Raw genomic sequence first — 13,646 nt, forward strand, 5'->3', positions numbered from 1 at the left:
GGAGCCGGGTGGCAGCCGAAGACCTGCGCATTCCCGCCGATGTGCGCCGCTGCGTGCACATGGTGGCCGCACATGAAGTACGCGGCTCGTTCCCGGTGGACCTGGTGGATGGCGCGAACTGCGAGCAGATCATCTATCCCAACATGCGTCGCAGGCGAGGGTGCGTTTGAATGAATAGTGTCCGCCGAATGGTCGTGGTGAAGAAAGTGTTCGTAAGCATCGTTCTGATCGGGCTGGCGCTGTTTGCCTTGGCTGGCCTGGTCCTCAAGTTCATGGACTTCAGGATGGGCCCGCTACCGCCTGCTCCGCCGAAGCCACGCATTATTGAGCCTGATACTGGTCATGATATTACCGATGCGCCACCGGAGATGAATCTGAAAATTGGTATTGCCAACTACTCGGATGAGGGGTTGGGGATAGTTTTCATTAATGATGCTTGGGCTGGGGCTATGCGGGCTCGCGCAAGCGGAAATGCTGCCACCTGCTGCGTGACGTTGCCGCGCCTCTGGCATCCCGGGCTGAAGGTTACGGTGGTCTATCGCACCAGTAGTATGTTTATCAAGGATCCCAAGAGCTATGTTGAGAGGGACATCCTTGTCGCTCCGTACAAGCCGTTTCTTGATGGTTTCATTTACTTCTTCTACTTTCCGGATGGCCAAATTCGGGTGGTGGCTACACCTTATACGCCCGGTTATCCTGGCTTCGCATATGACATTGGGTTTGCAGGGCGAGAGCGTGACGAGGAAAGGATTGCCCGATTTCTTGCGGAGACCGCTGTTGAGGAGGTAATAGAATGAGAGTGGCTGTATCGCCTCCGGCTTTTGGCAGTATGACCAAGTTGAGTCATCCTGAAATGGCTCGCAATGCCAGTGCGACTGTTGAATCATCTTCCGATTGTGGTGTGGAGCTCTTCATTGGTTGCTTTTTCGATGGAACGCGAAATCACAGGCTGAATTCTCATCGCCTAGGTAATAAAGCAGAATCAAACATCTCGCGCCTTTTTGAAGTTTTTGATCGCGATCAAAGTGGTGGACCAGGCCGGCGTGCCGTTCGGTTTGCCAGCTATATCCAAGGTGTAGGCACCGAGGCGCTTAAAGAAATTGGCGATACCGGCACCGGTTGGCATGCACGGGCCGGCGCGGCAGCCGGCTGGGGCGGCGAGGGGCGAGTGAACTGGATGCTGATGCAGGTTCAGGATCATTTCCTCGATCACTTCGCAGGTACTACCGTCACCAAAGCGATGGGCTTCGATTCCACTGTCCCCGTCGCGCGCAAGATGAGTGCCGATCTCCGCCTGCATCTGCAGGACGTAGAGCGCCTGGCGCAGGCGGCGCGGATGTCGCTGTCCAACTACCTGGCGGTCAACCAAGGGCAGGAGGAAATCGATCTTCGCAACTCACTCAGCGGCGGCTTCTGGAACATGGTCGGCGCGTTGCAGCGGGTGCGCGGAACCCATCTGGCGCGCGCCGANTCCGCTTGCACCTGCAGGACGTAGAGCGCCTGGCGCAGGCGGCGCGGATGTCGCTGTCCAACTACTTGGCGGTCAACCAAGGGCAGGAGGAAATCGATCTTCGCAACTCACTCAGCGGCGGCTTCTGGAACATGGTCGGCGCGTTGCAGCGGGTGCGCGGAACCCATCTGGCGCGCGCCGATCACGTGGCGCGCCGGGCGGTCTTGCAGGAACGGCGCGCCTTTCTGGAAAAGAAGTTGGCGCCGTTCCAGAAGCAGAATCCCTGGGTAGACCGCATCCGTATATCGGTGTTNNNACTCAGCGGCGGCTTCTGGAACATGGTCGGCGCGTTGCAGCGGGTGCGCGGAACCCATCTGGCGCGCGCCGATCACGTGGCGCGCCGGGCGGTCTTGCAGGAACGGCGCGCCTTTCTGGAAAAGAAGTTGGCGCCGTTCCAGAAGCAGAATCCCTGGGTAGACCGCATCCGTATATCGGTGTTCGGTTTCTCGCGCGGCGCTACCGAGGCGCGCGTATTCTGCAACTNTGGCGCGAACTGCGAGCAGATCATCTACCCCGGGGTGCATTCGGATGTGGGCGGCGGCTACACGCCCGGTGAGCAGGGGCGTTCGCCGAAGGACGCCGACAAGCTTTCACAGATTCCGCTGTGCGACATGTATCGGCATGCGCTGGCGGCAGGCGTGCCGCTGTTGCCCATCGAGAAGGCACGAGTGGAGTTGCAGAGCCAGTTCGAGATTTCCCCGAAACTGCGCCAGCACTACAACGCCTATCTGCAGGCGATGGCGCCGTTCCTGCCGGCTGTGAATCCCGCATCCAGAGCCAATCGCACGGCGGCGCTGATGTATGCGCACTACCGCCAGTATCTGTTGTGGCGGCGCCAGCATCTGGACGACTTCGCCGCGCTGCCGGGTTTCCAGGGTGCGTCGGCGCAGGACCGCGCGGACCTGCGTGGTGGCAACACCGAGCTGGCCCAGGAGGTATGGGGCATGCGCTACAACAACGCTACGCGGCGGGTGCGCAGCACCGTTGTCACCTCGCACCACGGCATGGCTACGCCGCCCCCGTACAACAGCATTCCGGCGTTTGATTTCGTGCAGGCAAAGCTGCGTGGCCAGAAGGAACAGCAGTGGCTGGATGGGCATATCGAGCAGATATGGGAATCGCAGCAGGCACCACCGCAGGCTGTGGCAACGTTTCTGGATGGCTATGTGCACGACTCGCGGGCTTGGTTCAAGCCGTTCGGGTTGGACGATGACGAGTGGCTGCATGTGCAGCAGCGGGAACGCGATTCCTACCGGCAGCGGATGCAGGAGTTGGATGCGATCGAGCTGGCCCACCGGCAGGAGCGGGAGCGCATGCAACGAGCCGGGCAGCTGTTCCAGCCACGGGTGCCGCTGGCGATGTCGGTGCAGGAACTGGAGGAGCTGACAGCGTGGCGCGAGCATCCGGAGAACTATGAGGAAGTATTGCAGCTGACTGGCCGCGAGTACCACTGGCAGTGGGGCTATCTGCGCTGGCGCACCTGTTATCTCAATCCACCCGGTGTGGCGATTGCGGAGGCGTCGGCGCGTAGAGGGCAGGGTGTAGAGGATGCTGCCGCATAGCCATCGCGCGGATTGTCGTAACCGGCACGTAGTTGACCGCCGTGACGGCCCAGCATCGCGGCCCATAGCGACACCTGCGTGACGCGTGCCGCGGCATGGGCGTGCTGTGCCGCACGAATTGGCACGCCCGCGCGCCGCTTGGGATTTCCCCTACAGAACTGACTTTCTTCGGGTGGCCTGATGGCTGAGCCGGGGCGGGTGCCCTGGCCGGGATTGGCGTCCTGAAATCAACTCTTCGACAGGAAGTCTCCGATGTTGTGTTGCGCATCGAGGACAATGCACCGTGGCTCGCCTGCGGCGGACGGTGCGTGGGGATTCCTGGGAATCCGCCGGAGTTTCCACCTGTCGGGAGTTGTCCGGTACGCCAACCCGCACCGTCCGCCACCTCGCCTTTGCGGGTGGCTCGCCGTCTGCGAGGAACCTCATGTCCGCACGCCCCGTGTTTCCCCATCTTTCCGCTCTCATCGGCGACGCCGTTAACCGGCTGCCCGCCGAAGCGGCCGAGCGGCTCGAAACCCTGCTCGATGACCCCGAAGATCTGCTGCCCACCCTGCTGGCCCGCATGGATGGCCGCGACGGTGCCGATGGCCAGCGGCTGGAGGCAGAAGGTCTCAGTCCGGCGCAGGCCGCAACCCGGGCTGGTCTCGGTCGTACGTTGGCGGGTCTGGATGTGCTGGTCCAGGTACTGCACGCTGCCGCCGCCGCGCGTGAACAGGGCGGCGCCCACCAGCAGCTCAGCCCGGATGTGGTCGATGGCCTGCTGCTGGGCGCCCGCGAGCTGGTCCGCCACGCGCGTCAACAGGTGGGGTAGGTCCGTACATATGCGGAATGCCATCTGTGATCGCAGCCGAGCATGGGCTCGGCTCTACAGCAGATCTCCAGATCCCGGCCGCGCGTGGATACGCTTTGGTAGTGCCGGCCGCTGGCCGGCAACCCGGCCTCAGCCCGCAGCCAACCCCAGATACCGCGCATGCAGCTGTTCCACCTGCGCCTGCAGGTCTTCCGGCTGCCCATCATTGACCACCACGTCATCCGCCAGTGCCAGCCGCTGCGCCCGGCTGGCCTGCGCAGCAATCATCCGGTCGGCCAGCGCGGCGTCGATGCCGTCGCGTTGCATCAGCCGTGCATGCCGCACGGCCTCGGGCGCATCCACCAGCAGCACCCGGTCCAGCCAAGGGTAGGCCTTTCGCCCACCGACCTCGGTCAGCAGCGGAATGGCGGCAATCGCATAGGCGCTGGTGGCCTGCTCACACTGCTGTTGCATCAGCTGGCGGATGGCCGGGTGGGTGATGGCTTCCAATGCTGTCCGCTCCGCCGGGTCGGCGAACACGTGGGCGCGCAGGCGGGCCCGGTCCAGACTGCCATCAGCCAGCAGCATGTCGGCGCCGAAGCGTTCGGCAATGCGGGCCAGCGCCGGGCTGCCGGCGGCCACCACGGCGCGGGCAGCCAGGTCGGCATCGGCCACCACGATGCCCAGCGCCTCGAAGCGCCGCGTCACCTCACTCTTGCCCGAGGCGATGCCACCGGTCAGGCCAACCACATAGCGGCTCATGGGGACTCCCCTCAGCGCAGCCCGCTCATCACCAGATACTGCTCCACCAGTGGCGCACCCCACATGAAGTACAGCCAGCCGGCAACGGCCAGGTACGGCCCAAACGGGATGGGCGTGGCGCGGTCACGGCCCCGGCTGTACAGCCAGATCGAGCCGATGATGGCGCCCAGCACCGAGGACAGCAGGATGATCGGCAGGATGCCCTTCAGGCCACACCAGGCGCCGAGTGCCGCCAGCAGCTTGAAGTCGCCGTGGCCCATGCCTTCCTTGCCGGTCAGCTGCTTGAACAGCCACCAGACCGTCCACAGCGACAGGTAACCCACCGCCGCGCCCACCAGGGCGGGCTTGGCCGGCATGTACAGGTTGTCGATGCTGCCTATCAGCCCCAGCCACATCAGCGGCAGGGTCAACTGGTCGGGCAGCAGCTGGGTGCGCAGGTCGATGCCGGACAGGGCGATCAGGAAGCAGGTCAGCACGATGGCGCCGAAGCCCTGCCAGCCGAAGCCGAACTGCCAGACGCAGGCCAGCACCAGCACCGAGGTCAGGGCCTCCACCAGCGGGTACTGCAGCGAGATCGGCGCCTTGCAGTGGCGGCACTTGCCGCCCTGGATGATCCAACTGAACAGCGGGATGTTCTCGTACCAGCTCAGCTTGTGCTTGCAGTGCGGGCAGTGCGACGGCTCGACCACGATCCCCGGTGGGGGTGGTTCATAGAAGTCCGGTTCCTCCAGGACTTCGCGCGCATCGCGCTTCCACTGCCACTCCAGCCGCTTGGGCAGGCGCAGGATGACGACGTTCAGGAAACTGCCCAGCAGCAGTCCCAGGGCGGCCGCGGCGGGGTAGCCGAGGCCGGGGTGCTGGTCGAGAAATGCCATTGATACCTTTAGCCGACGACGGCGCCGAGTTTGAAGATGGGCAGGTACATGCCGATGACAATGCCGCCTACGATGGTGCCAATGAATACCATGATCATCGGTTCCAGCAGGCTGCTCAGAGCATCCACAGTATTGTTGACTTCCTGCTCATAATACTCGGCTACCTTGAACAGCATGGCATCCAGGGCGCCGGCCTCCTCGCCGATGCCGGTCATCTGGATGACCATGTGCGGGAACAGGTTGGTCTGCTTCATGGCCATGTTGACTGGATAGCCGACCGAGACATCGTCGCGCATGCGCAGCACGGATTCCTCATAGACCTTGTTGCCAGTGGCGCCGGCCACGATGCCCAGCGCCTCCACCAGCGGTACGCCGGCCTTGAAGGTCACGGCGGTGGTACGGGCGAAACGGGCGATCGAACTGTTGTGCATCAGCTGGCCGATCACCGGGACCTTCAGGATCAGGCGATCAAACGAGTGCTGCATCGAGGGTGAGCGCTTATAAGCCATCAGGAGTCCGACGCTGCCACCTACAAGGATGATCAGAAGCAGCCACCACCAGGACAGCATGAGGCGGGATGCTGCCACGATCATCTGAGTGAACGCGGGGAGTTCCGCGCCGAAGCTCTGGAAGACCTCCTCGAACTGCGGGACGACGAACATCAGCAGGATTGCAGATACGACAAAGGCCACCACGACGACCATCGCCGGATAGAACAGGGCTTTTTTGATCTTGCCCTTGAGGGCTTCCATGTTCTCTTTGTAGGTAGCGACCGTGTCCAGTACGGTTTCCAGTACACCGGCGCCCTCGCCGGCACGCACCAGATTCCGGTAGAGCTCGTCGAACTGCACAGGATGCTTGCTGATGGCCTCATGCAGCGAAGAGCCTCCCTCGATATCCGCGCGGACGCTCTCAACCATCTTCTTCATGCGGGGGTTCTTGTGCCCGCTGCCGATGATCTCCAGTGCTGAAACAATCGGCACGCCTGACTTCATCATGGTCGCCATCTGGCGGCTGAAGAAGGCAATGTCCTTGGGCTTGATCGGCTTCCCCGCCGCACCGAACAGCGGCTTGGGCTTGGTCTTGACCTGGCCGGGATTGATCCCCTGACGGCGCAGCTCGGCGCGCAGCAGGTTGGCGTTCTTTGCCAGCTGCTCGCCCTTCATCTTCACGCCCCGCTTGTCGGTCCCCTCCCAGACAAACGGCTGCAAGTCCATGGTGGCGCGCGCCACCGGCTCTTTCTTGATCGCACTGCGACTGACAGACATGTTGGCTCCCCAAGGCCCGCCATCCCCAGGCGGGCAACTAGCTGTTGATGGTAGCGGGTTCAGGGCCATCTGGGCAGTTGGCGGGCGGCTCAGTGTGCGAATTCGTGGCAGGGGGCGACCAAAGGTGACGTACTGCGTCACATTGCCGCGTCCATCGCAGATTCGCATGCGGGGGGTTCCCATCCGCGAAATTGCTGCCATCATGGGCGCGGGGAAATCCAGGGGGAGGCGTGCCGGGGTTGGCACGCAACCTGCGTTGATCCACCCGCAGGGGCAGGTCCCGCTCAACCGGCCAATGGTCGGACCGATCCTGTCCGCTGACATCAACCACCACTTATCTTGGGGATGTACCAAATGAAGAACCAGAAGGGCTTCACCCTTATCGAACTGATGATCGTTGTCGCGATCATCGCCATCCTGGCCGCCATTGCGCTGCCGGCTTACCAGGACTACACCGTGCGCGCCCGCGTCTCGGAAGGCCTGACCCTCGCTTCGGCCGCCAAGACCATCGTCGCCGAAAATGCCAGCAACGGCGCTGCCGACCTGGGCCAGGGCTATGCATTCGACGTCACGAAGGCTGACACCAAGAATGTGAAGACGATCGCGGTCACCAAGGAAACCGGCGTCATCACTGTTGGCATGCAGGACAACGCCAAGGCTGTGAGCTTCACCCTGACCCCGATGAGCGGTGGTGCTGCCCTCGCTGCGGGCAGTGTTCCGGGTGACGTGATCACCTGGAAGTGCGAAGTCGCCAACGCTGCCAACAACAAGTACGTTCCGTCGGAATGCCGTAAGGGTTCGTGACGAATGACTACTGTGTGAGCTGAATTGCTCGCACAGTGGAAGAGGGTCCTTTGCCGCTGGTGAGGGGCCCTTTTTTTTTCTGCTTGCATGGGGAAAGCAAGCGGGCATCCTCAAGGGGGAGAGGAATGAACAAGGGGTTTACATTGATTGAGCTGATGGTGGTGGTTGCCATCATCTCGATTCTGACTGCATTGGCGATTCCTGCGTATCAGGACTACACCATCCGTGCCCGTGTCGCCGAGGCCTTGGTCGGGGTCGGGTCATACAAGTCGCTGGTTGCCGAGAACGTTGCGGCGCAAGCCAAGCTGACTTCTTCGGCCTGTGACAACATGGCGGGTATCGGTGGAAAGACGACCAATGTCGAGGCGATTGAGTGCGAGGGAAATGGAGTGCTCAAGGTCACCACGACCGAACGGGCGGGTGCGATCGAGCTACTGTTGACTCCAACGTTGGGAAGCGATTCCGCAATCAGTTGGAGTTGCTCGATCAGGGCCGGTGAGCAACAGCGTGTTCCTGCCGAATGCCGAGGCTGAGTCAGTTGTTGGCTCAGTCACACTCCCACTGATCTGGCAGCGCTATCATGTTCGCGGGAGTAGGGGCCGTGCCTGTTGGAGAAGATGATCTTCGATAGGCCGCATTGCTGAAGGACTGGCATCGTCGTCGATCATCAGGCATCGACGGGCTCTGCTGCCCTGTGCTGCGCCCTTGGAAGGTGCGTAGCACTGTCAGACCACGAGCAAGGATCCCTATGAACGCCGTAACCACCGCCAATCTCGTCGGCATCACCGGCCTGGCCCGTCGCCTGGTCCAGGATGGTGCGCTGGACGAGGCTTCCGCCCGCGATGCCATGGCCAAGGCTGCCGCCGCCCGGCAGCCGCTGCCGACCTGGTTCGCGCAGAACAAGGTGGTTGGGGCAGCCCAGCTGGCAGCCGCCAACGCGGTCGAGTTCGGCATGCCGCTGTTCGACGTGTCCACGTTCGACGCCAGCCAGAACGCCATGAGCCTGGTCAGCGAGGAGCTGCTGCGGAAACACAATGTGCTGCCGCTGTTCAAGCGCGGCGGCAAGCTGTTCGTCGGCACCAGCAACCCGACCCACTCGCTGGATGAGATCAAGTTCCACACCAACCTGGTGGTGGAGCCGATCATCGTCGATGAGGACCAGATCCGCCGGACGCTGGAGCAGTGGCACGCCAGCCATGACACCCTCGGCGACGCCCTGGGCGGCGACGACGAGGGCATGGGAAACCTGGAAGTCGCGGCTGGCGACGAGGACCTGGGGGCCGGTGGCGACTCCGGCATCGACGCCAAGGGTGACGACACCCCGGTGGTGAAGTTCGTCAACAAGGTGCTGGTGGATGCGATCCGCAAGGGCGCTTCGGACATTCACTTCGAACCCTACGAAGACGATTACCGGGTGCGCCTGCGCATCGACGGCCTGCTGAAGATGGTGGCGCGCGCGCCGGTGAAATTGAACCAGCGCATTGCCGCGCGCCTGAAGGTGATGGCGCAGCTGGATATCGCCGAGAAGCGCGTGCCGCAGGACGGTCGCATCAAGCTGAACCTGTCCAAGTCCAAGCAGATCGACTTCCGCGTCAGCACGCTGCCGACCCTGTTCGGCGAGAAGGTGGTGCTGCGTATCCTCGATGGCAGCGCGGCCAAGCTGGGCATCGACAAGCTGGGCTACGAGCCGGACCAGCAGAAGCTGTTCCTGGAAGCCATCCACAAGCCCTACGGCATGGTGCTGGTGACTGGCCCGACCGGTTCGGGCAAGACGGTGTCGCTGTATACCGCGCTGGGCATCCTCAACGATGAGACGCGCAACATCTCCACCGCCGAAGACCCGGTGGAAATCCGCCTGCCCGGCGTCAACCAGGTGCAGCAGAACAACAAGCGTGGCATGACCTTCGCGGCGGCGCTGCGCTCGTTCCTGCGACAGGATCCGGACATCATCATGGTCGGCGAAATCCGCGACCTGGAGACGGCCGAGATTGCGATCAAGGCGGCGCAGACCGGCCACATGGTGCTGTCCACCCTGCATACCAACGATGCGCCGCAGACCATCGCGCGACTGATGAACATGGGTATTGCGCCCTACAACATCACCAGCTCGGTGACGCTGGTGATCGCCCAGCGCCTGGCGCGCCGGCTGTGCGGCAACTGCAAGAAGCCTTCCGATCTTCCCGCGCACGCGTTGCTGGCCGAGGGCTTCACCCAGGCGCAGTTGGATGCAGGCGTGCAGTTGTACGAGGCGGTGGGCTGCGACGAGTGCACCGAAGGCTACAAGGGCCGTACCGGCCTTTACCAGGTGATGCCGATGACCGATGAGATCGCCACCATCGTGCTGGCTGGCGGTAATGCGCTGCAGATTGCCGAGGCAGCGCAGCAGATCGGGGTGAATGATCTGCGCCAATCCGCGCTGAAGAAGGCGGCGGCGGGTATCACCAGCCTGGCCGAGATCAATCGCGTTACCAAGGATTGAGGTAGATCCACGCCATGCGTGGATGCGCGATGCATGGGGTTGCCGGCCAGCGGCCGGCACTACCACGTTGGTGGGTGGATCCACGCCATGCGTGAATGGCGCGGCGGCGCAACGCCAACCAAGGTTGGCGCCTACCAGGGCCGTTCGGCCCTTACTCCATCCCCAGCTTCTTCAGCTTGTAGCGCAGCGCACGGAAGGTAATTCCCAGCTGCGCGGCGGTGCGGGTCTTGTTCCAGCGGTTCTCTTCCAGCGCGCGCTGGATGGCGCTGCGTTCCAGCTGCTCGATGTACGAGGGCAGGGCGGCGCTGCCAGGCTGCAGGTCCACCACCGCTTCGGCGTGCGCTGCGCTGCCGGGCGCGCGCGGGGCGTGCTGCGGCAGGCGCAGGTCGTCGGCGCCGATGCAGTCTTCCTCGGCCAGGGCCAGCGCACGCTCCAGGATGTTCTCCAGTTCGCGCACGTTGCCGGGGAAGGCGTACTGCGCCAGCGCCTCCAGTGCCGAGGGTGCCAGCAGCGGGGTGGCGCGGCCGTGGCTGCGGGCCAGGCGTGCCAGTACCGCGGCGGCCAGTTCCGGCAGGTCCTGGCGGCGCTCGCGCAGCGGTGGCACCTTCAGTTCAATCACGTTGATGCGGTAGTACAGGTCGTGGCGGAAGCGCCCGTCCTCGACCAGCTCGGCCAGATCCTTGTGGGTGGCCGAGAGGATGCGCACGTCCACCGGCTCCTCATTCGCCGCACCGACCGCACGCACCGACTTCTCCTGGATCGCGCGCAGCAGCTTCACCTGCATCTGCAGCGGCAGCTCGGCCACTTCATCCAGGAACAGGGTGCCGCCGTGCGCAGCCTGGAACAGGCCGGGCTTGTCGGCATGCGCACCGCTGAAGCTGCCCTTGCGGTGGCCGAAGAATTCGCTCTCCATCAGCTCGCCGGGAATGGCACCGCAGTTGACCGGCACGAACGGGCCGGCCGCACGTGCGCCCTGGGCGTGGATGGTGCGTGCCACCAGTTCCTTGCCCACGCCCGATTCGCCGAGGATGTAGACCGGTGCCTGGCTGCGCGCGACCTTGCCGATGGTGGTGCGCAGCACGTCCATGGCCGGCGAAGCACCCAGCAGGCGTGCGCCTTGTTCGGCAGCAGGGCCGGGCGCGGGGCGTTCGGCGTTGTTGAGTTCCAGTGCGTGCTTGACCAGGCCGCGCAGCACCGAGATGTCCACCGGCTTGCTGACGAAGTCGAAGGCGCCGGCTTTCAGCGCCTCCACCGCCAGGTCCATGCTGCCGAACGCGGTGATCATCGCCACCGGCGTGCGCGGGTAGTGCTGGGCGATCTCGCTGACCAGCTCGATACCGTTGCCATCCGGCAGCCGCATGTCGGTGATGCACAGGTCGTACGGATTGCTGGCCAGCAGCTCGCGCGCTTCGGCCAGGTTGGCGGCGGTACTGATGCGCAGCCCCATGCGGCCGAGGGTCAGTACCAGCAGTTCGCGGATGTCGCGTTCATCGTCGACGACGAGGGCGCTGCGGGTTTCGTTCATGGGCGTGAAAGATAAACGAGGGGGCTGGAAGCGACAAATGTTTGACGCACAGAATCGGAATCAGGTGGGCAGCAGCGTGTGCGGGCCGGGCAGCACCAGGCGGAAGCAGGAGCCACCGGCGGGCACCGGGATGTAGTCGAGGCGGGCCTGGTTGGCCCGGCACAGCTCGCGGGCGATGTACAGGCCCAGCCCGGTACCGTGCTCCGAGGTGGTGAAGAACGGGCGGAACAACTGCGCCGCCACGGTCTCGGGAATACCGGGGCCGCGATCCATCACGTCAATCACTGCGCTGCGTTCGTGCTGCGCCACGCGCAGGCGCACGCGGGCCGGCTGCTGGCCGATGCGGCCGTATTTCAGGGCGTTGTGCACCAGGACGGTCAGCACCTGGTAGAGGTGTTTCGTGTCGACCTGGGCCATCACCGAGATCTCGCTGATGATCGGTTCGATGCTGTCGGTCTCCAGCGTCTGGCCCTGTTTGTACTCCAGCACGAAGCGGCGCACGAAGGCGACCAGGTCCACGTTCTCGGGCGTGGCGCGTTCGCGACGGGCCAGGCCCAGCACGCTCTCGACGATGCCGTTGGTGCGCTGGCACTGCTGGCGGATGATCTGCAGCAGGCGGCGGTCGCTCTCGTTGAAACCGGTGCCTTCCTCGAGCAGCTGCACGGCGTAGTTGATCGCCGCCAGCGGGTTGCGGATCTCGTGGGCGAGGCTGGCCGAGAAGCGGCCCATCGCCGACAGGGTGAGCGATTCGGCGCGGCGTGAGACCACGCTGGAATCGTCCAGGAACACCAGCGAGAGCTCGCTGCCGGCCAGCAGGCGGGCGAAGCGCGGCTGCACTTCCGGTTGGTCGGGGTTGAGCTGCAGCGGCAGTTCGTCCTGGGCCCAGCCGTTGCGCCAGCGCTGCAGGCGGCGCGCCAGTTCCGGCGCGGCGCTGGCCAGGTCCAGGCGTCCCGTCTCACCGATGCCGTCGTTGTCGCCGAGCAGCATCGACGCGGCTTCGTTGGCCAGGGTGATGCGGTTGTCGGCGTCCACCACCAGCACGCCGGTACGCATGCGCCGGATGATCAGTTCGTTGATCTGGAACAGGTTGGCCACTTCGTCGCCGCGCTGGTTGGCCAGCTGCTGGTTGCGACGGGCGCGGCTGCCCACCTGGTAGCTGATGAAGGCCAGTGCCAGGTAGCTGGTGGCGAACATGGCCAGTTCGGCCAGGGTACGGGTGGGGTCGCCGCCTTCCAGCAGCTTCCAGGTGTACTCGACACCCGTGGCGAGGCTGGCGGCCAACGCCAGGCCCAGGCCCAGGCTGAGCGGCAGCAGGGTGGCGGCGGCGGCGATGTTGAACAGCAGCGACATCGAGATACCGGCACTGGCACCGGGCAGCGCGTGTGACAGCAGGGTGGCGGCGACGATGTCCACCATCACCCCAGTGACCACGATCGGGCGCAGCCAGCGTTCGTTGCGGCCGATCACCAGGGCCAGCAGCGACAACGCCAGATAGATGACCGCAACCACATCGGCCAGCCGTGGGTGATGGGCTTCGCCGACCATGGCCGACAAGGGGCTGTAGAGCAGGGCGGCGATGACCGAGGCGATCAGCACCCGGTACAGCGCGAAGAAGTACAGCTCACGCCGCGGGATCGATTCGATGCGGTCGATCAATGAAGCACTGGGTGACACGCCGGAACTCCCCTTCTGGCTGCCTGGGTCTGGAATCTGCGACAGGCCTGCCTGGCGTCCCCTGAAGCCGGGCGGGCATGTCGCTTCGATGTGGCCTGCGGTGGAAGCCGCCGGGCACCCCCGACTCTACACACCCTGGTTGACCAGTATAGGGCCCCCGCGCAGGTGCCGCCGGAGCGCCCTGGATCGCGCATTTGGCCCGCCGTGGATACCGGTGGGCAACGGCGGCCCCGGCGCAACTGCCTGAATGACGGTGGAAATCTGGCCGGGTGTGGCGTTTTGTACAGACTTCTTTGCGCCCCGGCGCCGGCTCGGCCACAATAGTGGGCCCGCCGCGGTCCATGCCGGCGCCCCGCCGGGGCCCTGAGGAATTGCGTGCGGTCGTTCCTATTCCCAC

General features: G+C 64.2%; 11 protein-coding genes. 6 read left to right on the top strand and 5 right to left on the bottom strand.

Annotated elements, in window-relative coordinates; all coding sequences use genetic code 11:
* Window positions 1–8: 8 nt before the first annotated feature.
* The 3 genes from D5301_RS10690 to D5301_RS10710 all read left to right on the top strand — a co-directional run bounded on the left by D5301_RS10690 (window position 9) and on the right by D5301_RS10710 (window position 3,883).
* On the top strand, window positions 9–170 hold the full coding sequence (locus D5301_RS10690; RefSeq protein WP_153855671.1) for a hypothetical protein: 162 nt from the start codon (window positions 9–11) through the stop codon (window positions 168–170).
* Window positions 171–797, top strand: a complete 627-nt coding sequence (locus D5301_RS10695; RefSeq protein WP_153855672.1) for a DUF3304 domain-containing protein — start codon at window positions 171–173, stop codon at window positions 795–797.
* Window positions 798–3,496: 2,699 nt separating this feature from the next.
* Entirely contained in the window at window positions 3,497–3,883 is a 387-nt protein-coding gene (locus D5301_RS10710; RefSeq protein ID WP_153855675.1) for a hypothetical protein, read from the top strand.
* A gap of 129 nt (window positions 3,884–4,012) precedes the next feature.
* On the opposite strand, the gene coaE is transcribed toward D5301_RS10710, so the two are convergent.
* The 3 genes from coaE to D5301_RS10725 are packed head-to-tail and all read right to left on the bottom strand — an operon-like array spanning window position 4,013 to window position 6,767.
* A complete protein-coding gene (gene coaE / locus D5301_RS10715; RefSeq protein WP_153855676.1) occupies window positions 4,013–4,624 on the bottom strand; it encodes a dephospho-CoA kinase in 612 nt (203 codons plus the stop codon).
* An 11-nt stretch (window positions 4,625–4,635) separates the two neighbouring features.
* The gene (locus D5301_RS10720) at window positions 4,636–5,499 is read right to left on the bottom strand and encodes an A24 family peptidase (protein ID WP_010481503.1); all 864 of its coding nucleotides are present in this window, start codon (window positions 5,497–5,499) and stop codon (window positions 4,636–4,638) included.
* 8 nt (window positions 5,500–5,507) lie between these two features.
* Entirely contained in the window at window positions 5,508–6,767 is a 1,260-nt protein-coding gene (locus D5301_RS10725; RefSeq protein WP_153855677.1) for a type II secretion system F family protein, read from the bottom strand.
* 354 nt (window positions 6,768–7,121) lie between these two features.
* Here D5301_RS10725 and D5301_RS10730 point away from each other — a divergent pair, with 354 nt between their 5' ends.
* From D5301_RS10730 to pilB, 3 genes are all read left to right on the top strand, one after another.
* Window positions 7,122–7,571: a pilin gene (locus D5301_RS10730; RefSeq protein ID WP_153855678.1), complete on the top strand. Its 450-nt coding sequence runs from the start codon at window positions 7,122–7,124 to the stop codon at window positions 7,569–7,571.
* Window positions 7,572–7,696: 125 nt separating this feature from the next.
* Entirely contained in the window at window positions 7,697–8,104 is a 408-nt protein-coding gene (locus tag D5301_RS10735) for a pilin (protein ID WP_153855679.1), read from the top strand.
* Between the two features lie 215 nt (window positions 8,105–8,319).
* Window positions 8,320–10,050 (top strand): type IV-A pilus assembly ATPase PilB, encoded by a 1,731-nt coding sequence (gene pilB, locus D5301_RS10740; protein WP_153855680.1) that lies wholly within the window; start codon window positions 8,320–8,322, stop codon window positions 10,048–10,050.
* A gap of 151 nt (window positions 10,051–10,201) precedes the next feature.
* Here the strand turns inward: pilB and D5301_RS10745 are convergent, their stop codons facing one another.
* Window positions 10,202–11,575: a sigma-54 dependent transcriptional regulator gene (locus D5301_RS10745; RefSeq protein ID WP_110713353.1), complete on the bottom strand. Its 1,374-nt coding sequence runs from the start codon at window positions 11,573–11,575 to the stop codon at window positions 10,202–10,204.
* 60 nt (window positions 11,576–11,635) lie between these two features.
* Window positions 11,636–13,249, bottom strand: a complete 1,614-nt coding sequence (locus tag D5301_RS10750) for an ATP-binding protein (RefSeq protein ID WP_164162034.1) — start codon at window positions 13,247–13,249, stop codon at window positions 11,636–11,638.
* Window positions 13,250–13,646: the final 397 nt, after the last annotated feature.

The sequence above is a fragment of the Stenotrophomonas sp. MH181796 genome (genome assembly GCF_009659995.1).
In the GTDB taxonomy this organism is placed as follows: domain Bacteria; phylum Pseudomonadota; class Gammaproteobacteria; order Xanthomonadales; family Xanthomonadaceae; genus Stenotrophomonas; species Stenotrophomonas riyadhensis.